This window comes from Streptomyces sp. WAC 04229, from assembly GCF_003947455.1.
GTDB lineage: Bacteria > Actinomycetota > Actinomycetes > Streptomycetales > Streptomycetaceae > Streptomyces.
The window spans coordinates 1-21,512 of the sequence record NZ_QHJH01000116.1; the positions used below are offsets into that span (position 1 = coordinate 1).

Consider the following 21,512-nt stretch of genomic DNA (forward strand, 5'->3'; position numbering starts at 1 on the left):
GGTGGACTGGGTGGCGAACTACAAGATCTACGTAGGCGCATGGAGCGAGTACGTAACCCTCGGGGACGAGCCGGTCGAGCTCGGGTCCAACAAGTAGGCCGGCCCCCCCAACCCCTCAGGAGTACGACATGTGCGGAGCGAAGGCCGGCGGCCCCGACGCCTCGACGATCAAGCCCGGTGAGACCACCATCCAGGGTCACGTGACCCGCGACGGCGAGCCGGTGACGGGCTACGTCCGTCTGCTGGACGCCACCGGCGAGTTCACGGCGGAGGTCCCGACGTCCGCGACGGGGCAGTTCCGCTTCTACGCGGCCGAGGGCACCTGGACCGTACGGGCGCTCGTCCCCGGCGGCACCGCCGACCGCACGGTCGTCGCCCAGCAGGGCGGTCTCGCGGAGGTCGCGATCGCCGTCTGACGGCACCCGCGCCACGCGAGGGCCGAGGGGCCGCACCCACCGGGTTGGACGCCTGGGGTGCGGCCCTTCGGCATGTCCGGGTCCCGCGTCCGGATCTACTCTGGAGGTATGTACGCGCGGCGGCGGCACGTCTACTTCGCCATGATGGGGACCTGCATCGCGCTCTTCGTCCTGGCGTGGGGAGTCGTGCGCCTGTGGTCCGTGCCGGCCGCGGTGGCCATGTGCGTGGTCGCCATGGTCATCCCGCCGCTGGCCGCGATGGTCGCCAACCGGCGCGGCCCGGACGACCGCTGGTGGGACGACCCGTCGGGCGACCCCCAGTCCGACGAGTGGTGGGACGAGCTGGACGGGAAGAAACCGCCGCGCTAGATCCGGCCCGGGAACCACGACGGCCCGGGAATGATGGCGGGCATGTCTCCGACGAAGCTGTCCACCGTCGTGCTGGACGCGCACGACGCCCGCGAACTCGCCGGCTTCTACCTGCGGCTGCTGGCCTACGAGGTGCGGGCCGAGGAACCGCACTGGGTGCTCATCGGCCCGCCGCCCGGCACCGGGGGCACCTCGCTGGCCTTCGAGACGGAGCCCGCGTACGTGCCGCCCGTGTGGCCGGGCCGTAACCCGGGCGACCAGCAGATGATGCTGCACCTCGACATCGAGGTCGACGACCTGGCGGCGGAGACCGCGCGGGCCGTGGCCGAGGGCGCCCGGCTCGCCGAGTACCAGCCACAGGACGACGTACGGGTGCTGCTCGACCCGTCCGGGCACCCCTTCTGCCTGTGGACGCAGACCGGTCAGTAGACGAGCGCCTGCGTGTCGTCGGCGAGGGCCTCCTGCACGAAGACCTGCGCGCCCGCGATCCGCACGCCCTCGATGACGTCCTTCTCGGTGAGGTCGCGGCGGGCCGCGCACTGGGTGCACAGCGTCACCCGGCCGCCCGCCAGGAGCGAGTCGAGCAGGTCGGGCAGCGGCGCGGCGTGCGGCAGCTCGAACTCCGCGGCCCGGCCCGGCACCGCGAACCACGCGGACTCGCCGGTAAGCCACAGCGAGACGTCGACCCCACTGGCCACGGCCACCGCCGCCACCGTGAACGCCTGAGAGCACCGCTCGGGTGCGTCCGCCCCCGCCGTCACCTTGATCACGAGCTTCTTCGCCATGCCGGAAGCCTAGCCCTCCCGGGTGGCCTCAGAGGGCGACGGTGATCGTCACCAGGAGCGTCGCGACGCTGAGCACGGTGAGCAGGCCGCTGACGGTGGCGCCGTCCAGCCTGACGCACCGCCGGGGCCGGACCGCACGCCTCGGCACGGGCCTGGGCGGGTGGGCCGGATGGAACGGGGGCATCGCGAAGCCGGGTGAGAGGGGAGCCCGGTCCCGCCGCGGCGCGAGCCGCTGGGCCCGCTTGCACTCCTCGTAGGGCAGTCCGCCGTCGTACGTCATGCCTCGTGCTCCTTGCGCTGGTGCTGGCGCAGCAGGACGTTCGCGTCCGTCACCGCGCTGTGGTCGTGTGCCGCCCTCGCGGCCTCCCGCCGCTCGGCCAGCCATGCGCAGGCCGCGCAGCCGGCGACCGGCGTGGGGGCCCGGCTCAGGTCGCCCGGGTCCGGGGGCGCGGCGAATGCCCGTGCGTTGGCCGCGCGGACGCCCGCGCCGAGCCGTTCACGGTCGGTCGCCGGGCGCAGGCCGGCCGGCTCCGCCTCCCACTCCCGGCCGCCGCCGACAGGGCGGAGCAGCGCACGGGGACCGGCGAGGCCCTGGAACTCGCCGACCTTGGCGGTGGCGGGGTCGTAGAGGACGGCGCCGGGGTCGAAGGTGGCCGGTTCTGTTCTCACGGGTTCGCTCCCTTATGCCAATGTCTATACGGAATGCGACAGTTGCCCTACTCTGCGTAGTGCTGGGCAGTACGAGCATGACCCACGCCGGGGGTCGCCAAGCCCGGAACGGCGGCTAGTGCCACAAAGGGCGCTCCAAATTCCACAAATTCCACAGCCGGGAGGGGTGCGGTGCCGCAGCGGAGGGCGATCACGGGTCGCAGTCAGGAACCGAGGGCACGGTTCGCGGAGGAGCTGCGGCTGCTCCGGCACGGGCGGGGCGTGTCCCTGCGGGGCGTGGCGGAGGCGGTGGGGTGGGACGCGTCCCAGTTCGGAAAGATGGAGAACGGCCACACGCTGGGCGGCCCGGAGATCGTCGAGGCGCTCGACCAGTACTACGGCACGGGCGGGATGCTGCTCACGCTGTGGGAGCTGGCGGTGGCCGACCCGACGCAGTTCCGCGAGCAGTACCGGCGGTACATGATCCTGGAGGCCGAGGCGACCAGCCTGTGGCACTACGCGGTCAGCGCGCCGCCCGGACTGCTGCAGACGGCCGGGTACGCCCGCGAGGCGCTCGCCGTCGGCTGGCTCAAGGGGCCCGAACTGGATCAGCAGGTGGAGGCGCGACTGGGGCGACGGCAACTGCTGGAGGGCGACGCCCCGCCACCGTTTCGCGTCATTCTCTCCGAGGCGGTGCTGCGCACGTCGCTGCGCGACGTGGGGGCGTGGCGAGAGCAACTGGCCCACTTGGCGGAGATGGCCGAGCGGGCGAACATCACGCTTCAGGTGCTGCCGTTCAATGCAGGTCCGCACGGTCTGATGAACACTGCGGTGATGTTCCTGCGGCTGCCGAACGGGCGGGCGGTCGCCTACTCCGAGAACGACCTGCGCGGTGAACTCGTCGAGGAAAACGGCTCAGTTGAGCTGCTGCAACGTAGGTACGATGCGATGCGAGACTTGGCGCTGCCACCGGCCGAGTCGCGCGAGTTCATCCTGCGGACGTTGGAGGAAGCGCCGTGCGAGCCATCGATCTGAGCGCCGTCTCTTGGCGCAGGAGCAGCTACAGCAACACGAGCGGCGGCGAGTGCGTCGAGGTCGCCCACGGCATCCCCTCCCTCGTCCCGGTCCGGGACAGCAAGGCCCCCACCCTCGGTGCGCTGCTCTTCACCGCGCCCGCGTGGGCGGCCTTCGTGGGTGGAGTCCGACGGGAAGAGCCGGGAGGGGCCGCGTAAGCTGGGCCCCGGCCCTGTCGTATGCCCCCCGCTCAAGGAGCACCCCGTGGAGATCTTCTTCGAAGCCCTGCTGGTCCTGGTCTGCGTCGGCGTTCTCGCCTTCGCCGGTCTGACCGTGAAGAAGCTGTACCAGGGCCAGCGCTGATCACCGACGCCAGGAAGTACCGCTCATGATCGAGATCCCGTCCGACCTCCACAAGGACCTCGTCCCGCTCGTCTTCCTGCTCGGCGACTGGGCCGGCGCGGGCGTGCACGACTTCCCGGGCGACGAGAAGTGCAACTTCGGGCAGGAGGTCTCCTTCACCCACGACGGCCGGGACTTCCTCGAGTACCGCTCCCACACCTGGGTGCTCGACCAGGACGGCAACAAGGTCCGCCCGCTGGAGTCCGAGTACGGCTTCTGGCGCATCGACGCGAACCGCAGGGTCGAGGCCACGATGACCCGCGACGACGGCGTCATCGAGATCTGGTACGGCGAGCTGGCCGACCAGAAGCCGCAGATCGACCTGGTCACCGACGCGGTGGCGCGCACCGCCGCCTCCCGGCCCTACACCGGCGGCAAGCGCCTGTACGGCTACGTCAAGAGCGACCTGATGTGGGTCGGCGAGAAGCAGACCCCCGAGGTCGAGCTGCGCCCCTACATGTCGGCGCACCTGAAGAAGGTCGTCACCCCGGAGGACGTCGAGCGCTGGGCCAAGGCCCTGCCGGACGACATGCCGGACGACGGGATCGCTTTCTTCAAGTAGTCCTAGACTCATGGGTGTGGTGAGCACCGACTGGAAGAGCGACCTCAGACAGCGCGGCTACCGGCTGACCCCGCAGCGGCAGCTGGTGCTCGAAGCCGTGGACACCCTCGAACACGCGACACCCGACGACATCCTCGGCCAGGTGCGGAAGACGGCGTCGGGTATCAACATCTCCACCGTCTACCGCACGCTGGAGCTGCTGGAGGAGCTGGGGCTGGTCAGCCACGCCCACCTCGGGCACGGCGCGCCCACCTACCACCTGGCCGACCGGCACCACCACCTCCACCTGGTCTGCCGGGACTGCACCGAGGTGATCGAGGCCGACGTCTCGGTGGCCGCCGACTTCACCGCGAAGCTCCGCGAGGAGTTCGGCTTCGACACCGACATGAAGCACTTCGCGATCTTCGGACGGTGCCGCGACTGCTCCCTGAAGGGTTCAACTACCGAGTCGTAGGCTAGGCGTATGAAGAGCCCCCTGCTGTCCCTGCCCGGCGCGGTCCCCGCCGAGGGTGTGGACGAAGGCGTCGCCGCCCATTACGGCGACCTGTTCCGGGAGCAGCGTGCCCTCGCCGACGGCACCGGCTTCGTCGACCTCTCCCACCGCGGTGTCCTCACCGTCACGGGCGACGACCGGCTGGCCTGGCTGCACCTGCTGCTCACCCAGCACGTCAGCGACCTGCCGGCCGGCGAGGCCACCGAGGCGCTGATCCTCTCCGCGAACGGCCACATCGAGCACGCCCTGTACCTCGTCGACGACGGCACCACCACCTGGGCCCACGTGGAGCCCGGCAGCCAGGAGGCGCTGACCGCCTACCTGGAGTCGATGAAGTTCTTCTACCGGGTCGAGGTCGCCGACCGCACCGCCGACACCGCGGTCGTGCACCTGCCCGCCGGCTCCATCGCCGAGGTCCCCGCGGGCGTCGCCGTCCGCGAGACGCCGTACGGCCGTGACCTCTTCCTGCCGAGGGAACGGCTGGAGGCGTTCGCCGACGGCGCCGGCCCCGCGGCCGGGATCCTCGCCCACGAGGCGCTGCGGGTCGAGCAGCACCGGCCGCGGCTGGGCTTCGAGACCGACCACCGGACCATCCCGCACGAGCTGGGCTGGATCGGCACGGCCGTGCATCTCCAGAAGGGCTGCTATCGCGGCCAGGAGACCGTCGCCCGGGTGCAGAACCTCGGCAAGCCGCCGCGCCGTCTGGTCTTCCTGCACCTGGACGGCAGCGAGGTGCACCTGCCGCCGGCCGGGGCGGAGATCCGGCTCGCGGACGACGGGCCCGAGGGCCGCAAGATCGGCTTCGTCACCACGTCCGTACGCCACCACGAACTCGGCCCGGTCGCCCTCGCCCTGGTGAAGCGGAACGTGCCGGTGGACGCCCGGCTGACGGCCGAGGGCACGGCCGCCGCCCAGGAGACGGTCGTGGAACCCTGAGCCGTTGCGCTCAGACCTCCACCAGGACCGTGAACGGGCCGTCGTTCGTCAGCGACACCCGCATCTGCGCGCCGAACCTGCCCGTCGCCACGGTCGCGCCCAGCGAGCGCAGCTGTGCGACGACCTCGTCGACGAGCGGTTCGGCGACGTCGCCGGGCGCCGCCGCGTTCCAGGTGGGGCGGCGTCCCTTGCGGGCGTCGCCGTAAAGGGTGAACTGGCTGATCACCAGGAGGGGTGCGCCGAGGTCGCTGCACGACTTCTCGTCGTGCAGGATCCGCACCGACCAGAGCTTGCGGGCCAGCTGGGCCGCCTTCTCCTTGGTGTCCTCGTGGGTGACGCCGACCAGGACGCACAGCCCCGCGCCGTCGATCTCCCCCACGGTCTCGCCGTCCACGACGACACTCGCGCCGTCCACCCTCTGCACCACTGCACGCATCCCGCCATGATGCCGTGCGCCCCCAGGGTCGGGGCGGGCGGGCCCGTACGGGGCCTTTTTCTGTCACCTAACCCCCCATCTGGGGCGGATCGTGGGCACTCGGTCACATAGCGGCCATCCGGGGTGGCACGATGCTTCCCAGACGCCGGGCGAGGGGACGGTAGGGCACATGAGCACACCGAGTACGGGACGGTCCCTGGGGACAGTCGCGTTCACATGTCCGGGTGGCCTGGAGGCGCCCCGGCCGCCCGTGCAGCGCACGGACAGCCCGGAGCTGCCGGCCGAGCCCCCGGAGCACGATCTGACCGCGCTGAGCCTGCCGGAGCTGCGCACGCTCCGCCGGGACGCCCAGCGCGAGGAGGCGGACCTCAGCTATGTACGCCGGCTGCTGCAGGGGCGCATCGACATCCTCCGCGCCGAGCTGGCGGGGAGGGGGCCGGCGGCCGTGGTGACCACCGCGGTGACCGGGTCCGTGGTGGAGCGGCTGTCGGAGATCCTGGCCGACGCCCCGGCGCGGCAGCGCTCCTCCGCCCGGCACGTGACGCTGGGCACCCCGCGGAGCGAGGAGTGCAGCCGGCTGGCGGCGGAGATGCTGGGCGAGGTGGAGCTGTCGGACCTGACGGCCCGCACCGACACCGAGCTGACCAACGGGATGGGCCGGCTCGTGCGCTACGAGCAGCGGGTCTCCCGGGACCGGCAGCGGCTGCAGCGCACGGCGGACGGCTGCAGCGCGGAGATCGCACGCCGGTACCGTGAGGGGGAAGCACAAGTCGACGACCTGCTCGTGTGACGCGGGGGGCGGCCATCCGCGCCGCCCGCCGGTCCGGTGATCCCGGGCCGTCGCCGCGGCGGGTCACCCGTCCGGAAGGCCACCCCCGATGCCCGCGCAGCAGCCGTCGCAACCGTCCCAGCCCGCCCCCACCTCCGCCCTGTCGCCCGTCGTACCGCCCGTCCTCGCCGAGGTCGTCCGGTCCGGCTTCGTCGAGGGGCGGCATCGGGGCAGTCTGGTCGTCCTGGGCGTCGACGGGGCCGTGGAGCTGGCCCTCGGCGAGGTGACGGCGCCGGTCTTCCCGCGCTCCGCCAACAAGCCGATGCAGGCGGCGGGCGTGCTGCGGGCCGGTCTCGACCTCGCGGAGGAGCGGCTGGCGCTGGCCTCCGCGAGCCACTCCGGAGAACCGTTTCACCGCGACCTGGTCCGCAAGATGCTCGCCGAGTACGGCCTCGACCCGGCCCAGCTCCAGTGCCCGCCCGACCTGCCGCTGGACGCCCAGGAGCGGGACACCTACCTCGCCTCGGGCGCGGTGCCCGACCGGGTCACCATGAACTGCTCAGGCAAGCACACCGCGATGCTAGCGGTCTGCGCGCAGCGGGGCTGGCCGCTGGAGACGTACCTCGACCCCGAGCATCCGCTCCAGCGCACCATCCACAGGGTTGTGGAGGACGCGGCGGGCGAGCCGGTCGCCGCCGTCGGCACCGACGGGTGCGGGGCGCCGCTGATGGCGATCAGCCTGGTGGGTCTCGCCCGCGCCTTCCGCTCCTTCGTGGGCGCCGAGCCCGGCACGGCGGAGCGCCGGGTCGCCGACGCGATGCGCGCCCACCCCGAGTACGTCGCCGGCACCCGCCGCGCCGACACCTGGCTGATGCGGGAGGTGCCCGGCACCCTCTCCAAGATGGGCGCCGAGGCCGTCCAGGCGGTGGCCCTGCCGGACGGCCGCGCCCTCGCCTTCAAGGTCGAGGACGGCGCGACGCGGGCCCTGGGCCCGGTCCTGGCCCGCGCGCTGAGGCTGCTGGGCGTGGAGGGGGACGTGGTCGACCGCATCGGCCGTACGCCGCTCCTTGGCGGCGGGCGCGAGGTGGGGGAGATCAGGGCGGCCTTCTGAGGCTCTCGCCGGCCGCCCGCACCGGCCGCAAATTGGCGCGACGCCGGTGCGCCGGCCGACCTACGGTGAGCCCATGACCCGCCGCACCGACATAGACGTACGTCCCATCACCGAGGCCGACTTCGCCGACTGGAACCGCGCCCTGAACACCGGTTTCCTCATGCCGCCCGCGGTGGCGGCGGCGCAGGTGGAGGCCCGTCGCGAGCTGTTCGTGCCGGGCCGGTCGCTCGGCGCCTTCGACGGGGAGCGCTGTGTGGCGACCTTCCGGTCCTTCAGCCAGGAGGTCACCGCCGTCGGGGGCGCCCTCGTCCAGGCCGACGCGGTCTCCAACGTCACGGTCACCGCGACCCACCGGCGCCGCGGCCTGCTGACCCGGATGATGGCGCAGGACCTGGCGGCGGCGAAGGAGCGCGGGGACGTCGTCGCCACGCTGATCGCGGCCGAGTACCCGATCTACGGCCGGTACGGTTTCGGACCCGCCACCACCATGACCGAGTGGGCGGTCGACGTGCCGCGGGCCGGTCTCGACCCGCGCTGGGCGGGCCCGGCGGACGGCGGGCGGATCGACCTGGTGGACGGCGAGGACGTGCGCAAGCTCGGTCCCGGGCTGCACGAGCGGGTGCGCCGGTCCCAGCCGGGCGCGGTCAGCCGGCCCGAGCTGTGGTGGCGGACGCGGACCGGTGTCGTCAGCACGGACGGCGCCCCGTGGACCGAGCCCTTCTACGCCGTGTACCGCGCGGCGGACGGCGAGGTCGAGGGCATGGTCTCGTACCGGGCGGACGACCACTGGGGCGACGCCAAGCAGCCGATGGAGACGGCGACCGTCGACTGGCTGCTGGCCGCGACGCCCGCCGCCGAGCGCGCGCTGTGGCACTACCTGTGCTCGATCGACTGGATCACGACGGTGAAGAGCGGCTGGCGGGCCCCCGACGACCTGCTCCCGGACCTCCTGCCGGACCCGCGCGCGGCGAGGGTCGTCACACAGGCGGACTGGCTGTGGGTGCGGATCCTGGACGTCGTGCGGGCGCTGGAGGCGCGGACGTACGAGGGGCACGGGTCGGTGGTGCTGGAGACCGTGGACCGGGGAGGACCGGCCGGCGGGCGGTGGCGGCTGGAGGCCGGGCCGGACGGGGCATCCTGCGCGCCGACCACCGAGAGCGCCCATCTCGTGCTCGACGTGGGCGAGCTGGGGGCGCTGTGGCTGGGCGACGAGTCGGCGGTGCGGCTGGCGGCGCTCGGCCGGGTGCGGGAAGAACGAGCGGGCGCCGCCCGTGTGGTCGACGCCCTGCTGCGTACCTCCAGGCGGCCTTGGTGCCCGGACGTGTTCTGAGGCGGCTCTCCCTTCTGCCGGTGACGGTGGACGTGCGCATCCGTAGCGCGTGCTCTTCGGTTGTGGTTGTCGTGCCGCTGTTCGGTTGTGGTTGTTGTTCCGTGGTGCCTTTGTGCGGTGGTGCTGACTGACTGTCCGGGCTCCCGGCTCCCCTCCGGAGGGGAGCCCGGACAGCAGTACGTCGGTGTCAGCCGGACTGGGCGAGCAGCATCACGAGGATCACCGCGCCCACACCGCCGATCATGGTGTTCTTCGCCTTGATGCCGATGGACAGCGCGACGAACGCGATGATGCCCATCGGCCCGTACTTCCATTGCACGAGCTGCTCGAAGCCGATGGCCAGAGCGGCGACGACGATGGCGATGAGCGGCATGGTGGACCCCCTGTTCACCGTGGTGGCCAACCCTCGTAAGGTTCGACCACGTTGCTCAAGTTGGCTGCCAACTTCACTGTACTTATCTCCGCTTGGACGCGTCTCATAACCACCTTTCCGTGAACTGCCCAAAGATGGCGAGAAGTTGTAGTGTTTGGTCGTGGAGCGGGAACATGCCTCCGTCAACGGGCGGAAGAGACCGCGGCGGCCACAGACGACACATCGCGAGGTGGCCGACGAGCTGCGCGCCCGGATCAGGTCCGGTCGGCTGCGGCCGGGCCAGCGCATGCCCACCCAGGCCCAGTTGGCCGACGAGTTCGGCGTGGAGCGCGGCGTCGTACGCCAGGCCCTGCGCGTCCTCCAGTCGGAACGTCTGCTCACCAATGTGTCCAAGGGGAGCCCCGCGACCGTCGCGCCCGACCTCCACGGTGCCCCGACCGGCCCTCCGGCGCCCCCCATGCCCACCACCGTCGCCCTGGCCCCCCGGATCGCGGCGGCATTCTCCGCCCCGCACGTGGAGATCGACGCCCTGTGCCTGACCTCCGTCTCCCTGACCCTCGCCCTCGGTGAATCGCTGCGCCAGATCCACGCGGGGCGACTGAAACCGGCCAAGGTCGACGTCCGCGTCCTGCTGCCGAGCCGCGACATCGACCTGGCCTTCCCGGTGCCGGTGGGCGGCGGCGGGGCCGGCGACCCGGTGCACGAGCGGTGGCTGGCCATGCGCAACGCCCAGGGCCAGGTGCTCCAGCACAACCTGCTGAGCCTCAGGGCCACGCACGGCATCGACGTGCGGGTCTCCTTCCGCGCGCTGCCCTTCACCCCGCCGGTGAAGCTCTACCTGCTCAACGGCGAGGAGGCGCTCTTCGCGTACTACACGCTCAGCCGGCGCGAGCAGGAGATCGGTCACGAGCAGCTGGAGATGTACGACGCGGAGGGCGTCCGCTCGACGCTGTTCGCCTTCGACCAGCGCGGTGGCCTGCGCGACGGCGTGTTCGTGAAGCAGTCCCGGCTGTGGTTCGACGCGCTGTGGGAGACGATCAGCTCGGATTTGACGCTCACGGGCTGACCGCCCCCCGGTCACAGCGCGGGCCCCGCGACCAAGAGGGCCAGCAGGACCGCGCCGGCGGAGCTGACGGACGGGCTCTTGGCCTTGATGCCTATGGTGAGCATGAGCAGTCCGATGATCCCGGCGGCGCCGTACTTCCACTGGACGAGCTGCTCGAAGGCGATGACGAAGACCGTGGAGACCAGGGCGAGGACAGGCATGGTGTTTCTCCCCCCTTCGGGAAGTCCGGCACGTTCTGGAAGGTAAACTCCCGCCAACTGGGCTAAGTTGGCAACCAACTCTGTCTATGTTGTCCCCACTTGGTGACTACCTATAAACAAGTTTCAAACAACTCCCCGTAGGTAGGTCGAAGTTGTAGCGTTTGGTCGTGACTCAGGAGAACGTGTCCGTGAACGGCAGCAGAAGACTCTCGGCCCAGGAGATCGCCGACGTCCTGCGGGAGCGGATCCGCGGGGGAGACCTCAAGGCGGGCGACCGCCTGCCCACCCAGGCCGAGCTGGCCGACGAGTTCGGCGTGGAGCGCGGCACGGTGCGCCAGGCCCTGCGCGCCCTCCAGGAGGACGGTCTCCTCACCAACGTCAGCAAGGGCAGCCCGCCGCGCATCGCCGAGCCCGCCACCTCCCGGGGCGAGCCGCAGCCGACGATGGTCTCGCTCGGGCCGCGGCTGGCGGCGGCGTTCGCGGCACCGCGCGTGCGCGTCGACGTCGTGTGCCACACCTCGGAGACGCTGATGCTGGCCCTCAGCGAGCCGCTCCGCATGATCCACGAGGGCCGCATCCGGCCCGAGGCCATCGACTTCCGCGTCCTGATGCCCTCGCGCGACATCGAACTGGCCTTCCCCGTCCTGGTGGAGGACGAGGAGGACGACCCGGTCCACCAGCGCTGGCTCCAGATGCGCAACGCCCAGGCCCGGGTGCTCCAGCACAACCTGCACGCCGTGCGCTCCACCCACCGCGTCGACGTGCACATCGCCTTCCGCGCCCTGCCGTTCACCCCGCCGATGAAGCTCTACCTGCTCAACGGCGAGGAGGCGCTCCTCGGCTACTACATGCTGACCCGGCGCGAGGAGGAGTACGAGAGCCGGACGCTGGAGATGTACGACGCCCTCGGCTCCCAGTCGCTGCTCTTCTCCTTCCTGAAGCGGGCGGGTCATCGGGACGCCGTGTTCGTGGAGGAATCACAGAAGTGGTTCGACGCCCTCTGGGAAACCATCACCACTGACATGACACTCTCCTAGTGACTCCTGAGACGGATCAGATGGACCATGTGGGCCAGGCAGACCAGGCAGACCAGGCAGACCAGGCGGAACCGGTGACCGAGCGGACCGGCGGCCTGGGAGACCTGGTCGGGGGTGCCCGCGTCGTCCTGTGGGACTTCGACGGCCCCATCTGCAGACTGTTCGCGGGCTACTCCGCCGAGCGGGTGGCGGGCGAACTGGTGGACTGGCTGGAACGGCTGGGCCTCAAGGGCATGCTGACCCAGGAGGAGCAGGTCCATCCCGACCCGCACGTCCTGCTGGGCGCGGTCAACCGCCGGCGCCACGACAGCGACCTGGTCGCCGACTTCGAGGAGCGGCTGACCCGGGAGGAGCTGCGCGCCGTACCCACCGCGTGGCCGACCGCGTACGCGGACCCGCTGATCCGCACCTGGTCGGCGCTCGGGGTCGGGCTGGCGGTGACGACCAACAACTCGCCCCGCGTGGTGGGCGAGTACCTCGCCACGCGCGGTCTGCTGGACTGCTTCGCCCCGCACATCTACGGCCGCACCCGGGACCTGCACCTGCTCAAGCCCGACCCCTACTGCCTCAACCGCGCCCTCAGCGCCATGGGGGTGGCCCCCGCGCAGGCGCTGATGGTCGGCGACACCACGTCCGACCTCACCGCCGCCCGGCGGGCCGGGGTGCCGTTCCTGGGCTACGCGCGCAACGAGGAGAAGGCGAAGGTCCTCAGGCAGGCGGGCGCCGAGACGGTCGTCGACTCCCTGCAGCCGGTCCTGCGACTGCTGTGGAGGGACGCGGCGGGTCGGGTGCACGTGTGAGCAACGGGCGCTGCGGTCGCCGGCCACGAACATCTCCTGTCGCAACTGGGCTGCTTGACTGCCGAATTGGACGGTTCCTCTTCCCAGGGTGTCCCCTTGTTGGCTGATCGACTAACGGGAATGGGTGATGAATCAGTCCAACTGGTCGCAGCTTGACGGCCTGTTGCCTCCTTCGCAGACCGATGTGACGGAAAGTGGTTTGCGTGTCGGTGTCCGGCGGTACGGTCGCTGCATGAGCGCAGGACGCGGTGAGGGAGGCGGCAGGGAGTTCGAGCGCGTCCTGGAGGCGCTGCGCGAGCAACTGGCCGACGGCACCTACGGACTGCACGCGGCCCTCCCCGCCCAGCGTGATCTGGCCGCCGAGTTCGGCGTCTCGCGCGACACCGTGCAGCGGGTGCTCGGCGAGCTGAAGTCGGAGGGCTGGGTCGAGTCCCGGCAGGGCAGCGGGACCCGGGTGATCAGGCTCCCCATCCACGCGGCGGTCCGCCCGAAGGCGGAGCCGGCACCGGTACGGGTCTCGCTCGGCCCCTTCATCGCACGCGCCTTCGACCGGCCGGACGTGCGGCTCGACGTGTTCACCCTGACCTCGGAGAGCCTGGACGCGCACATCCGGCTCCAGGCGGAACGGATCAGGGCGGGGGAGATCGAGCCCGCCGCCATCACCCTGCGCATGCTGCTGCCCTCGCAGAGGCTGGAGCTGCCGTATCCGCGCCCCAGGACGCTTCCGGACGCCACTGGACGCGAGGACTCCGCTCAGCGGCTGCGGGAGCGCCTGCAGCTCCGCTTTCGCGGCATCACCGAGCGCCACACGGCTTCGCTGCTCGCGGCCCTGCGCGACCTGAGGACCGAAGGACTGGTGCCGTCCGTGGACGTGGAGGTCCGGCACGTGCCGTTGGTGCCCGCCTTCAAGCTCTACCTGCGCCCGGAGGCGGAGGCCCTCCACGGGCCGTACGAAGTCGTGGAGAGGACGATCCTGCTGGAGGACGGCACCGAGGTCGAGGCACTGGACGTCCTGGGCCTGGGCTCGGTGCTGACCCGGCACGTGCACGACGAGGGGGACGCGGGCTCGGGTGGCTCGCTGTTCGTGCAGAGCATGCAGGCCTGGTTCAACTCGTGCTGGGAGCTGCTGACCGACCCGGCCTGACCGGCGGACTCTCCATTGGGAGCAGCGGTTCGCCCGTTCCGGTCACCCGAGTTGCCCCCGGGCGTCCCGAATACTGGAGTACTCACAGCGGACCGTGGGGCGTGGCTGTACTGTGTGGCCACTTTCTTCGTCGCAGCGAAGATCTGGCGCGTGGCACGTCCCTCCTGGAGCACTCTGTGAGTCGTCCCTCCCCGCTTGGCAATCCGGCGCTGGAGCGGGCGGCGGACGACGCGTTCGACCGGTTCCTGGCCTCGGCGACGGCGCTCGGGAAGTTCGGCCGGGGGCACCACAACCTGAACTACATGGTGCGGCCGCTGACCGACGGGGACTCCAGGCTGGTCGCCGCCGAGCGCGGCGCGCGGGTCACCGTACGCAAGCGCATCCCCTCGGCGCTGCCGGTGGTGATCCGCACCTGGCAGGACGAGGCCGACCTGCTCAACCGGATCTGGGGTGTGCTGCACAACGTCCCGCGCTGCCTGGCCAAGCACCGCGACGTCGTCGTCCTGAGCTATGTCGAGGGCGTGCCCCTGTCGAGCATCTGCCCCAACGACACGCCGGTCGACTACGACCTGATCGTCGCGCTGGCCGGGCTGCTGGCGGACATGACGCAGGTACGCCGGCAGCACCTGCCGCCGCTGCCCGCGCACTGGCCGCGGTCGAGCCGGGACGGCGGGGCCTTCCTGAGGGCGCTGGCGTATGCGGCCGACGAGCAGATCAGGCGGCGGAACCAGGCCGACTTCGGGGACCTGTTCGCCATGCTGGGCATTCCGGAGGACGCCCTGGTCCGGTTCGCCGAGCGGGTACCCACGCTGGTCAGCCGGCCGTTCAGCCTGCTCCACACGGACCTGCACCGCGACAACGTGATCGTCTCCTACGCCGGGGACCCGCCGCTGATCTGCGTCGACTGGGAGCTGGCCAGCTTCGGCGACCCCCTGCACGACCTCGCCACGCACCTGGTGCGGATGCGCTACCCCGACCACCAGTGGCCGGAGGTCGTCGAGGCCTGGCGCAAGGTGATGGGGGAGCGGCGCGGCAAGGCGGTCAACGGCCTGGACCGGGACCTGAGGCACTACGTCGCCTTCGAGCGGGCCCAGTCGGTCTATCCGGACGTCATGCGGGCGGCGAAGTCTCTGGGGGACTCCTTCGACCAGCGGGACCTGGACGCCGCGACCCGGGCGGTGCGCAGGGCGCTGCTGGCGGCCGAAGAACCGTTGCGCCTCAGGAGCGTGCCCAGCGAGGCGGCCGTCGAGCGGATCCTGCTCCGGTGGCACGAGTCCCGGGGGGTGCGGTCCAGCCGCGAACGGAAGCTGTCCCAGATCGTGTGGCAGCGCGACCAGCGGGTGCCGGTCCGTGGTGACTTCCCCCTGTGGGCGGTCAACCGGGCGTTGCTGGAGGAGGGTGCGGCCTCCGTCGAGCGGGTCTTCAAGGGGACGGCCCACCAGAACACGGTCGTGAACGTCGCGGGCGTCGACTTTCCCGTCGTGGTGCGGCGCAAGGTTCGCACCGCGCACACCCGGGAACGCAGGTTCCTCAGCGAACACGCCGTCCTGGGGGCGATCGAGACCTCCGGGGCTCGCGTGCGGGCACCGCGCGTCCTGGCCCTGGGCACCAGTGGGCTGGGCGAGCTGTTCACCATCCACTCCTACGAGGGTCCGGCAGACGGTTTCGGTCCGCCGCAGCACCCGGCACAGGGCTTGAGTCCGGACGAGGCGGACGACCTGGTGGACCAACTGGGCGAGCTGACCCGGGTCAACTGCGGAGGGCTGGACCCGTTGACCAGGGCGGCCTTCTTCCCATGGCTGCGCGGTGAGCTGGTCCGGCTGGTGAGAGGGCTGCCCAAGGCGACGATGGAACTGGCCCAGGAACTCGGGCTGCCGGACGACGTGCGACTGGGGCGGATCCTCGACCGCCACACCCTGAGCGGGCGCAGTCCCGTGCTGCTGCACGGCGACCTCAACCCCTGGAATCTGGTGCGCCGCCCGGACCGGGGTGGCCTGACGCTGATCGACTGGGAGATGGCGATGGTGGGCGATCCCCTGTACGACCTCGTGCGCCACATGCACCTGACGCCCACCCGGCCTGAGATCCGTGACCGGATGTTCCGTCGCTGGGAGCGTCGGTTGCCGGTCGACTGCACCCGCGACTGGCAGGCCGACTGGCCGGTGTACCGGTGGATCGAGACCGTCCGCTCCGCCTACATCGATCTCGACCGCCTGGTGACCCGCGTGAGCCTGGACGCCCCCAACGTCAAACGTGCCGTCCAGAGCTACGCGATGACCCTGGCCGAGGCCACGGCGGCCCTGGGGCTGCCGGGCAAGTCCATGGCCAACCCCTATCTCGCCCGCGCACTGCCGCACGGCGGCCAGCCGGGCGCGAGCGCGGTCAGGTTCCCGGCGGACGTCTGACCCGCCACCGGCACGGCGAGGCGGCGCCCCCGGCGTAGGGTCGTCGCATGGTGGAGAGCGGGCTGCGGGAGCGGAAGAGGCAGCGGACGTTGCAGGTGTTGTCGGACGTCGCCGTCGGGCTCTTCCTGGAGAAGGGGTTCGACGCGGTGTCCGTCGCGGAGGTGGCCGCCGCGGCCGAGGTGTCCAAGCCGACGCTCTTCCGGTACTTCCCGGCGAAGGAGGACCTCGTCCTGCACCGCATCGCCGACCACGAGGACGAGGCGGCACGGGTCGCGGGGCAGGGGCGGCCGGATCCGCTCGACGCGCTGCGGCGGCACTTCCTGGCCGGTCTGGAGCAGGGTGATCCGGTGACCGGGCTCAACGACCATCCCGCCGTACTGGACTTCCACCGGCTGCTGTACGGCACGCCCGCCCTCGTCGCCCGGATGCACACGCAGCTCGAACGGTCCGAGGCCGCGCTCGCGCGGGTGCTCGGCGGTGATCTGGAGGCCCGGCTGGCCGCCGGCCAGATCATCGCCGTACAGCGGGTCCTCGCGCTGGAGAACTGGCGGCGGATCGCGGCCGGGGAGCGGGTGGCGGACGTGCGGCCGGACGCGGTGGCGGCGGCGGAGCGGGCGTTCGGGGGGCTGGCGGCCGGGCTGCCCGACCTGTCTGTTACTAAGTAAGAAATGTAACTCGGTTACGTTATCCGGTACGGTTGCTGGAATGACGTCGACCGAACCCGCCCTCCAGCACGCCCTCGCCCTCGAACGCGCCCACCACGAGCACTGCCGGGACGTCCTCGCCGCCATGGTCGACGGGGCCCGGGAGCACGTCGTCACCGGCGAGGACGTCTCCGCATCCGGCGCCGACGCCGAGGTACTGGGGTACCGGCTGCGCAGCCGGGCCAAGGAACTGCGCGAGCTGCCCGAGGGTCCGCTGTTCTTCGGGCGGCTGGACTTCGCCGAGGCGGAAGAAGGGGCGAGGGCGTCGGAGGCCGAGGCGCGGGTGCTGCATCTGGGACGGCTGCGGATCAGTGAGCATCCCGCCTCCCCGCCCCTCGTCGTCGACTGGCGCGCCCCCGTCTCCCGCGCCTTCTACCAGGCCACCGCCGGCGACCCCCGGGGCGTCGCCGTCCGCCGCCGTTTCGGCTGGGCGCCCGGCAGCCGCGGGGACTCGGCCGACCTCACCGGGCTGGAGGACGAGCACCTCGGCCGGGGCGAGTCCCGGGCCAGTGCCCTCGTCGCCCGGGAGATCGAGCGGCCCCGCGTCGGGCCCATGCGGGACATCGCCGCCACCATCCAGCCCGAGCAGGACGACCTCGTCCGGGCCGGCCTCACCACCACCGTCTGCGTCCAGGGCGCACCGGGCACCGGCAAGACCGCCGTCGGCCTGCACCGGGCCGCGTACCTGCTCTACACCCACCCGCAGCGCATCCGGCGCGGCGGCATGCTGATCCTCGGCCCCAACCCCGCCTTCCTCTCCTACATCGCCGAGGTGCTCCCCGCCCTCGGTGAGACCGGCGTACGGCAGTCCACCCTCCTGGCGGAGATCGCCCGGCACCCGGTCACCGGCACCGACGGCGAGCGGGCCGCCGCCGTCAAGCACGACGCCCGGACGGCACAGGTGCTGCGCCGCGCCCTGTACGCGCGCGTGGCGCCCGAGGCGGCCGGCGACCTCGTCGTGCCGGACGGGTCCTACCGCTGGCGCGTCCCGGCCGACGCGCTGGCCCGGATCGTCGCGGACGTGCGCGAGGAGGAGCCGCCGTACACCGTGGGGCGCGAGCGGGTGCGGGCCCGGATCGTGCGCTACGTCCAGGACCAGGCCGAACGGCGCGCCGGACCCCGCCCGCACGCCTGGGTCCGCCGCGTCGAACGGGCCCGGCCGGTCGGCGCCCACCTCGACGCGGTGTGGCCCCGGGTGCGTCCGGAGGAGGTCGTCGCCCGGCTGCTCGGCGACCCCGGCGCGCTGGCCCGGGCCGCCGGAGGGCTGCTGGACGACGGCGAGCAGCGGGCGCTGCTGTGGCCCGCGGGGTCGCCGCGGTCGTGGAGGTCGGCACGCTGGTCCGCCGCCGACCTGGTCCTCCTCGACGAGGTGGCCGGACTCCTCGAACATCCCGAGGGCTACGGCCACGTCGTGGTCGACGAGGCGCAGGACCTCTCCCCGATGGAGTGCCGGGCGATCGCCCGCCGCTGCGCCTTCGGCTCGCTCACCGTCCTCGGCGACCTCGCCCAGGGGACCACGCCGTGGGCCGCGCGGTCCTGGGCCGCGACCCTCGCCCACCTGGGCCGGCCGGACGCCGCCGTGGTGCCGCTGACCACGGGTTTCCGGGTGCCCCGGGAGGTCGTGGGCCTCGCCAACCGGCTGCTGGCGCGGCTGGACGTGGACGTACCCCCGGCCCGTTCGCTGCGCGGAGACGGCGAGCTGACCCTGCGCGAGGTGGCGCCCGGGGCGGTGCCGGGGGCGGTGGTGGACGCCGTACGGCACGCCCTCACCCGGGAGGGCTCGGTGGGTGTCGTCGCCGCCGACGCGGACGTGCCCCGCCTGCGGGAGGCCCTCGACGCGGCCGGGATCGAAACGGCCGGTCCGGAGGTGCCCGGCGCCCGGGCGGCCGTGCTGCCCGCGAGCGTCGTCAAGGGCCTGGAGTACGACCACGTCGTCGCCGTCGAACCGGCGGCGATCGCGGCGGCGGAGGGCTCCTCGGGGCGGGGCCTGCACCGCCTCTACGTGGTGCTCACCCGCGCGGTGTCCCGGCTGGACGTGGTGCACGGGCGGCCCCTGCCGTTCTGAACCGCCGGTGCGCAAGTCAGCGCCGGGTGATCACGTCCGCGACCCGGGTGTACCCGTCCGTGCCGTGCCCGAGCGCGACGACCCGCCGGGCCTGACCCTCGATCACGCGCATCAGACTCGCGTCGATGCCGTGCGCCTCGGAGGCGTGGACGACGTGCGCCATGGTCGACACGGCCGAGGTGATCGGGTTCAGCTCGCCCGAGTACGTACCGGCGTCGGTGTCGGCGGCGAACTCGGTGAACAGCGGCGGCAGGATCGCGGCGATGCCCTGCGCGAAGGGGGCGAGTTCGGCGCCGGTGACACCCTCCGCCCGGGCCACCGCGAGCGCGTGCGCGTAACCCGCCATCGCCGTCCAGAAGATGTCGAGCAGGGCGACGTCGTAGGCCGCGGCCCGCCCGGCGTCCTCGCCCAGGTGGGTGTGGCTGCCGCCGAGCGCGGCCAGTACGGGCCGGTGCTCCTTGTACAGCTCCTCGGTACCGCTGTACAGGAACACCGCGTCGTCCGTGCCGATGGCCGGGGTCGGTGTCATGATCGCGCCGTCCAGGTAGCGGACGCCGTGCCGCCCGGCCCATTCGGCCGTGTCCCGGGCCCGCTCGGGGGTGTCGGCGCTCAGGTTCACCACCGTGCGGCCCTTGAGCGCGGCGGCGACGGGCTCCTGACGCAGTACGGCGTCCGAGGCGTCGTAGTTCACCACGCAGACGACGGTCAGCGTCGAGGCGGCGACCGCCTCCTCGGCCGACGCCGCCACGGCCGCGCCGCGGGCGGCGAGGTCGCCGTCCCGGCCCGGGGTGCGGTTCCAGACGGTGGTGCGCAGCCCGGCGTCCAGGAACGCGCCGGCCAGCGCCCGGCCCATGGGGCCGAGCCCGAGAACGGTGACGGCGGCAGGCTGGTCGGTGTGCGTGGTCATTGGATGAACTCCCGTAATGTAATGAGAAATTGGGGCGAGTGAGGGTCGTGCCGCACGTGCCGCGGCGGCGGTTGACGGCCGAAGGCCGACGGAAGGGGTACGGCATGGCGCACCGGCGTCAGGACGCGAACGTCTGCGGAGTGGCCGCCGCGATCGCCGTGATCGAGGGCAGGTGGAAGACCACGTTGCTGTGGCTGCTGGAGTCCGGCCCGCGCCGCCCGGCCGAACTGCGGAGGCTGGTGCCGGGCCTCAGCGAGAAGGTGCTGACCCAGGCGCTGCGCGAAATGGAGGCGGACGGGCTCGTGGACCGGCGGGTGTACGACGTGCTTCCGCTGAAGACCGAGTACTCCCTCACCGCGTTCGGCCGTGATCTCGCCGAGGCTCTCTCTCCTCTCTCCGACTGGGGCCACCGGCGCATGGCCAGGCAGGCAGGGCCGGACTCCGCCGCCCGCGCGACCTCCTGACGTCCACCCGCCTCATCAGCTTCGGCGCGGTGGGCGCCGCTGCCAAGTACGCACAAAAAAGTGGGTGGGTGGGCCGAATGGCGCACTATTGCAAGCAGCTTGCTTGCAATAGTTAGCACGGTCGGGCATGGTGGAGGCATGGCCTCGCTCAACGTCGGCAATCTCGGTGAGTACCTGCGCGAGCAGCGGCGCAACGCGCAGCTGTCGTTGCGGCAGCTCGCCGATGCCGCGGGCGTGTCCAACCCGTACCTGAGCCAGATCGAGCGCGGGCTGCGCAAGCCGAGCGCGGAGGTGCTCCAGCAGGTCGCCAAGGCGCTGCGCATCTCCGCCGAGACGCTGTACGTCCGCGCGGGGATCCTCGACGCCGAGCGGGACCGGGACGACGTGGAGACGCGCGCGGTCATCCTCGCCGACCCCTCGTTGAACGAGGGACAGAAGCAGGTCCTGCTCCAGGTCTACGAGTCGTTCCGCAGGGAGAACGGGTTCGGGACCGACGCGGACGGCGAGGGCTCCGTCATACCGGGCCCGCCGATCGCCAAAGCACCACAAAACCCTCAGTAATTCGTCATTCCGGAGGACCAGCACCATGGCCATCACCGACGACCTGCGCAAGACCCTCAGCGACCCCACCCCGCTCTACTTCGCCGCGGGCACCGCCGACCTGGCCTTCCAGCAGGCCAAGAAGGTGCCGGTGCTGGTGGAGCAGCTGCGCACCGAGGCGCCGGCGCGTATCGACGCCGTGCGCAACACCGACCCGAAGGCCGTCCAGGAGAAGGCGACCGCCCGCGTCAAGGAGACCCAGGGCACCCTCCAGGCCAAGGCCAACGAGCTGTTCGGCTCCCTCGACGCCGACTTCAAGAAGCTCGGCGAGACCGCCCAGGACCTCGCGCTGCGCTCGGTCGGCGTGGCCGCCGAGTACGCCGTCAAGGCCCGCGAGACCTACGAGAAGGTCGCCGAGCGCGGCGAGCACGCGGTGCGCACCTGGCGCGGCCAGGCCGCCGACGGCATCGAGGACATCGCCGAGGAGGTGGAGGAGCTGGCCGTCGCCGTCGAGCCGGCGAAGCCCAAGCCCGCCC

Annotated in this window: 28 protein-coding genes; 21 read left to right on the top strand and 7 right to left on the bottom strand. The window is 72.0% G+C overall.

Going from position 1 to position 21,512, the window contains the following annotated elements:
* The first annotated feature begins 128 nt into the window (after window positions 1-128).
* The 3 genes from DMH12_RS25785 (at window position 129) to DMH12_RS25795 (ending at window position 1,214) form a co-directional block, all read left to right on the top strand.
* Window positions 129-416, top strand: a complete 288-nt coding sequence (locus DMH12_RS25785) for a DUF1416 domain-containing protein (protein ID WP_031047895.1) — start codon at window positions 129-131, stop codon at window positions 414-416.
* Window positions 417-524: 108 nt separating this feature from the next.
* Window positions 525-785: a DUF3099 domain-containing protein gene (locus DMH12_RS25790; protein ID WP_185832527.1), complete on the top strand. Its 261-nt coding sequence runs from the start codon at window positions 525-527 to the stop codon at window positions 783-785.
* Window positions 786-827: 42 nt separating this feature from the next.
* Window positions 828-1,214 carry a VOC family protein gene (locus DMH12_RS25795; protein WP_125493849.1) on the top strand — a complete coding sequence of 129 codons (387 nt, stop codon included), beginning with the start codon at window positions 828-830 and terminating at the stop codon, window positions 1,212-1,214.
* Here the strand turns inward: DMH12_RS25795 and DMH12_RS25800 are convergent.
* From DMH12_RS25800 to DMH12_RS25810, 3 genes are read right to left on the bottom strand one after another with little or no spacing between them, the layout of a single operon-like run.
* Entirely contained in the window at window positions 1,208-1,570 is a 363-nt protein-coding gene (locus tag DMH12_RS25800; RefSeq protein WP_003974797.1) for a DsrE family protein, read from the bottom strand. The two genes, DMH12_RS25795 and DMH12_RS25800, sit on opposite strands and share 7 nt — an antisense overlap.
* A gap of 28 nt (window positions 1,571-1,598) precedes the next feature.
* On the bottom strand, window positions 1,599-1,850 hold the full coding sequence (locus DMH12_RS25805; protein WP_125493850.1) for a hypothetical protein: 252 nt from the start codon (window positions 1,848-1,850) through the stop codon (window positions 1,599-1,601).
* Window positions 1,847-2,239 carry a hypothetical protein gene (locus tag DMH12_RS25810; protein ID WP_125493851.1) on the bottom strand — a complete coding sequence of 131 codons (393 nt, stop codon included), beginning with the start codon at window positions 2,237-2,239 and terminating at the stop codon, window positions 1,847-1,849. The genes DMH12_RS25805 and DMH12_RS25810 overlap by 4 nt, the downstream gene beginning before the upstream one ends.
* Window positions 2,240-2,410: 171 nt before the next feature.
* On the opposite strand from DMH12_RS25810, the gene DMH12_RS25815 reads away from it, so the two are divergent.
* From DMH12_RS25815 to DMH12_RS25840, 5 genes are all read left to right on the top strand, one after another.
* Complete coding sequence (locus DMH12_RS25815; RefSeq protein WP_125493852.1) at window positions 2,411-3,253, top strand: helix-turn-helix transcriptional regulator; 843 nt, start codon at window positions 2,411-2,413, stop codon at window positions 3,251-3,253.
* Window positions 3,235-3,450 carry a DUF397 domain-containing protein gene (locus DMH12_RS25820; RefSeq protein WP_125493853.1) on the top strand — a complete coding sequence of 72 codons (216 nt, stop codon included), beginning with the start codon at window positions 3,235-3,237 and terminating at the stop codon, window positions 3,448-3,450. The genes DMH12_RS25815 and DMH12_RS25820 overlap by 19 nt, the downstream gene beginning before the upstream one ends.
* A gap of 170 nt (window positions 3,451-3,620) precedes the next feature.
* A complete protein-coding gene (locus DMH12_RS25830; protein ID WP_122621124.1) occupies window positions 3,621-4,196 on the top strand; it encodes an FABP family protein in 576 nt (191 codons plus the stop codon).
* 16 nt (window positions 4,197-4,212) lie between these two features.
* The gene (locus DMH12_RS25835; protein WP_122621166.1) at window positions 4,213-4,650 is read left to right on the top strand and encodes a Fur family transcriptional regulator; all 438 of its coding nucleotides are present in this window, start codon (window positions 4,213-4,215) and stop codon (window positions 4,648-4,650) included.
* Between the two features lie 9 nt (window positions 4,651-4,659).
* Entirely contained in the window at window positions 4,660-5,625 is a 966-nt protein-coding gene (locus DMH12_RS25840) for a folate-binding protein YgfZ (protein WP_125493854.1), read from the top strand.
* Window positions 5,626-5,635: 10 nt separating this feature from the next.
* Here the strand turns inward: DMH12_RS25840 and dtd are convergent, their stop codons facing one another.
* Window positions 5,636-6,061, bottom strand: a complete 426-nt coding sequence (dtd, locus tag DMH12_RS25845; RefSeq protein ID WP_125493855.1) for a D-aminoacyl-tRNA deacylase — start codon at window positions 6,059-6,061, stop codon at window positions 5,636-5,638.
* 169 nt (window positions 6,062-6,230) lie between these two features.
* On the opposite strand from dtd, the gene DMH12_RS25850 reads away from it, so the two are divergent.
* The 3 genes from DMH12_RS25850 to DMH12_RS25860 all read left to right on the top strand — a co-directional run bounded on the left by DMH12_RS25850 (window position 6,231) and on the right by DMH12_RS25860 (window position 9,271).
* Window positions 6,231-6,851: an aerial mycelium formation protein gene (locus DMH12_RS25850; protein ID WP_125493856.1), complete on the top strand. Its 621-nt coding sequence runs from the start codon at window positions 6,231-6,233 to the stop codon at window positions 6,849-6,851.
* A gap of 88 nt (window positions 6,852-6,939) precedes the next feature.
* Window positions 6,940-7,941, top strand: coding sequence for an asparaginase (locus DMH12_RS25855; RefSeq protein ID WP_125493857.1), 1,002 nt, complete (start codon window positions 6,940-6,942; stop codon window positions 7,939-7,941).
* Between the two features lie 73 nt (window positions 7,942-8,014).
* Window positions 8,015-9,271 carry a GNAT family N-acetyltransferase gene (locus DMH12_RS25860; RefSeq protein WP_125493858.1) on the top strand — a complete coding sequence of 419 codons (1,257 nt, stop codon included), beginning with the start codon at window positions 8,015-8,017 and terminating at the stop codon, window positions 9,269-9,271.
* Window positions 9,272-9,458: 187 nt separating this feature from the next.
* Here DMH12_RS25860 and DMH12_RS25865 read toward each other — a convergent pair whose 3' ends face one another.
* Window positions 9,459-9,644 carry a hypothetical protein gene (locus tag DMH12_RS25865; protein WP_003974784.1) on the bottom strand — a complete coding sequence of 62 codons (186 nt, stop codon included), beginning with the start codon at window positions 9,642-9,644 and terminating at the stop codon, window positions 9,459-9,461.
* Window positions 9,645-9,798: 154 nt separating this feature from the next.
* On the opposite strand from DMH12_RS25865, the gene DMH12_RS25870 reads away from it, so the two are divergent.
* Complete coding sequence (locus DMH12_RS25870) at window positions 9,799-10,710, top strand: GntR family transcriptional regulator (protein ID WP_125493859.1); 912 nt, start codon at window positions 9,799-9,801, stop codon at window positions 10,708-10,710.
* 11 nt (window positions 10,711-10,721) lie between these two features.
* Here DMH12_RS25870 and DMH12_RS25875 read toward each other — a convergent pair whose 3' ends face one another.
* Complete coding sequence (locus tag DMH12_RS25875; RefSeq protein WP_125493860.1) at window positions 10,722-10,910, bottom strand: hypothetical protein; 189 nt, start codon at window positions 10,908-10,910, stop codon at window positions 10,722-10,724.
* A gap of 161 nt (window positions 10,911-11,071) precedes the next feature.
* On the opposite strand from DMH12_RS25875, the gene DMH12_RS25880 reads away from it, so the two are divergent.
* The 6 genes from DMH12_RS25880 to DMH12_RS25905 all read left to right on the top strand — a co-directional run bounded on the left by DMH12_RS25880 (window position 11,072) and on the right by DMH12_RS25905 (window position 19,065).
* Window positions 11,072-11,947, top strand: a complete 876-nt coding sequence (locus DMH12_RS25880; protein WP_125493861.1) for a winged helix-turn-helix domain-containing protein — start codon at window positions 11,072-11,074, stop codon at window positions 11,945-11,947.
* Window positions 11,947-12,747 carry an HAD family hydrolase gene (locus tag DMH12_RS25885; protein ID WP_399188759.1) on the top strand — a complete coding sequence of 267 codons (801 nt, stop codon included), beginning with the start codon at window positions 11,947-11,949 and terminating at the stop codon, window positions 12,745-12,747. Before DMH12_RS25880 ends, DMH12_RS25885 begins: the two co-directional genes overlap by 1 nt.
* Window positions 12,748-12,979: 232 nt before the next feature.
* Entirely contained in the window at window positions 12,980-13,891 is a 912-nt protein-coding gene (locus tag DMH12_RS25890; protein WP_125493862.1) for a GntR family transcriptional regulator, read from the top strand.
* A gap of 302 nt (window positions 13,892-14,193) precedes the next feature.
* Window positions 14,194-16,296, top strand: a complete 2,103-nt coding sequence (locus DMH12_RS25895) for a phosphotransferase family protein (protein ID WP_125493870.1) — start codon at window positions 14,194-14,196, stop codon at window positions 16,294-16,296.
* A 47-nt stretch (window positions 16,297-16,343) separates the two neighbouring features.
* A complete protein-coding gene (locus DMH12_RS25900) occupies window positions 16,344-16,961 on the top strand; it encodes a TetR family transcriptional regulator (RefSeq protein ID WP_125493863.1) in 618 nt (205 codons plus the stop codon).
* Window positions 16,962-17,001: 40 nt separating this feature from the next.
* Window positions 17,002-19,065, top strand: a complete 2,064-nt coding sequence (locus DMH12_RS25905) for an AAA family ATPase (RefSeq protein ID WP_125493864.1) — start codon at window positions 17,002-17,004, stop codon at window positions 19,063-19,065.
* 16 nt (window positions 19,066-19,081) lie between these two features.
* Here the strand turns inward: DMH12_RS25905 and DMH12_RS25910 are convergent, their stop codons facing one another.
* Window positions 19,082-19,972, bottom strand: coding sequence for an NAD(P)-dependent oxidoreductase (locus DMH12_RS25910; RefSeq protein ID WP_125493865.1), 891 nt, complete (start codon window positions 19,970-19,972; stop codon window positions 19,082-19,084).
* Between the two features lie 104 nt (window positions 19,973-20,076).
* On the opposite strand from DMH12_RS25910, the gene DMH12_RS25915 reads away from it, so the two are divergent.
* The 3 genes from DMH12_RS25915 to DMH12_RS25925 form a co-directional block, all read left to right on the top strand.
* Window positions 20,077-20,436 carry a helix-turn-helix domain-containing protein gene (locus DMH12_RS25915; RefSeq protein ID WP_125493866.1) on the top strand — a complete coding sequence of 120 codons (360 nt, stop codon included), beginning with the start codon at window positions 20,077-20,079 and terminating at the stop codon, window positions 20,434-20,436.
* A 138-nt stretch (window positions 20,437-20,574) separates the two neighbouring features.
* Window positions 20,575-20,997, top strand: coding sequence for a helix-turn-helix domain-containing protein (locus tag DMH12_RS25920; RefSeq protein ID WP_125493867.1), 423 nt, complete (start codon window positions 20,575-20,577; stop codon window positions 20,995-20,997).
* Window positions 20,998-21,022: 25 nt separating this feature from the next.
* The coding region (locus tag DMH12_RS25925) for a hypothetical protein (protein WP_125493868.1) at window positions 21,023-21,512 on the top strand (490 nt) is incomplete at its 3' end.

What these genes read in the sequence shown, in the direction of transcription:
- DMH12_RS25785 (WP_031047895.1), top strand. Translation starts at nt 129, where the DNA reads ATGTGCGGAGCGAAGGCCGGCGGCCCCGACGCCTCGACGATCAAGCCC.
- DMH12_RS25790 (WP_185832527.1), top strand. Translation starts at nt 525, where the DNA reads ATGTACGCGCGGCGGCGGCACGTCTACTTCGCCATGATGGGGACCTGC.
- DMH12_RS25795 (WP_125493849.1), top strand. Translation starts at nt 828, where the DNA reads ATGTCTCCGACGAAGCTGTCCACCGTCGTGCTGGACGCGCACGACGCC.
- DMH12_RS25800 (WP_003974797.1), bottom strand. Translation starts at nt 1,570, where the DNA reads ATGGCGAAGAAGCTCGTGATCAAGGTGACGGCGGGGGCGGACGCACCC.
- DMH12_RS25805 (WP_125493850.1), bottom strand. Translation starts at nt 1,850, where the DNA reads ATGACGTACGACGGCGGACTGCCCTACGAGGAGTGCAAGCGGGCCCAG.
- DMH12_RS25830 (WP_122621124.1), top strand. Translation starts at nt 3,621, where the DNA reads ATGATCGAGATCCCGTCCGACCTCCACAAGGACCTCGTCCCGCTCGTC.
- DMH12_RS25840 (WP_125493854.1), top strand. Translation starts at nt 4,660, where the DNA reads ATGAAGAGCCCCCTGCTGTCCCTGCCCGGCGCGGTCCCCGCCGAGGGT.
- dtd (WP_125493855.1), bottom strand. Translation starts at nt 6,061, where the DNA reads ATGCGTGCAGTGGTGCAGAGGGTGGACGGCGCGAGTGTCGTCGTGGAC.
- DMH12_RS25850 (WP_125493856.1), top strand. Translation starts at nt 6,231, where the DNA reads ATGAGCACACCGAGTACGGGACGGTCCCTGGGGACAGTCGCGTTCACA.
- DMH12_RS25855 (WP_125493857.1), top strand. Translation starts at nt 6,940, where the DNA reads ATGCCCGCGCAGCAGCCGTCGCAACCGTCCCAGCCCGCCCCCACCTCC.
- DMH12_RS25860 (WP_125493858.1), top strand. Translation starts at nt 8,015, where the DNA reads ATGACCCGCCGCACCGACATAGACGTACGTCCCATCACCGAGGCCGAC.
- DMH12_RS25865 (WP_003974784.1), bottom strand. Translation starts at nt 9,644, where the DNA reads ATGCCGCTCATCGCCATCGTCGTCGCCGCTCTGGCCATCGGCTTCGAG.
- DMH12_RS25875 (WP_125493860.1), bottom strand. Translation starts at nt 10,910, where the DNA reads ATGCCTGTCCTCGCCCTGGTCTCCACGGTCTTCGTCATCGCCTTCGAG.
- DMH12_RS25890 (WP_125493862.1), top strand. Translation starts at nt 12,980, where the DNA reads ATGAGCGCAGGACGCGGTGAGGGAGGCGGCAGGGAGTTCGAGCGCGTC.
- DMH12_RS25895 (WP_125493870.1), top strand. Translation starts at nt 14,194, where the DNA reads ATGGTGCGGCCGCTGACCGACGGGGACTCCAGGCTGGTCGCCGCCGAG.
- DMH12_RS25900 (WP_125493863.1), top strand. Translation starts at nt 16,344, where the DNA reads ATGGTGGAGAGCGGGCTGCGGGAGCGGAAGAGGCAGCGGACGTTGCAG.
- DMH12_RS25905 (WP_125493864.1), top strand. Translation starts at nt 17,002, where the DNA reads ATGACGTCGACCGAACCCGCCCTCCAGCACGCCCTCGCCCTCGAACGC.
- DMH12_RS25910 (WP_125493865.1), bottom strand. Translation starts at nt 19,972, where the DNA reads ATGACCACGCACACCGACCAGCCTGCCGCCGTCACCGTTCTCGGGCTC.
- DMH12_RS25915 (WP_125493866.1), top strand. Translation starts at nt 20,077, where the DNA reads ATGGCGCACCGGCGTCAGGACGCGAACGTCTGCGGAGTGGCCGCCGCG.
- DMH12_RS25920 (WP_125493867.1), top strand. Translation starts at nt 20,575, where the DNA reads ATGGCCTCGCTCAACGTCGGCAATCTCGGTGAGTACCTGCGCGAGCAG.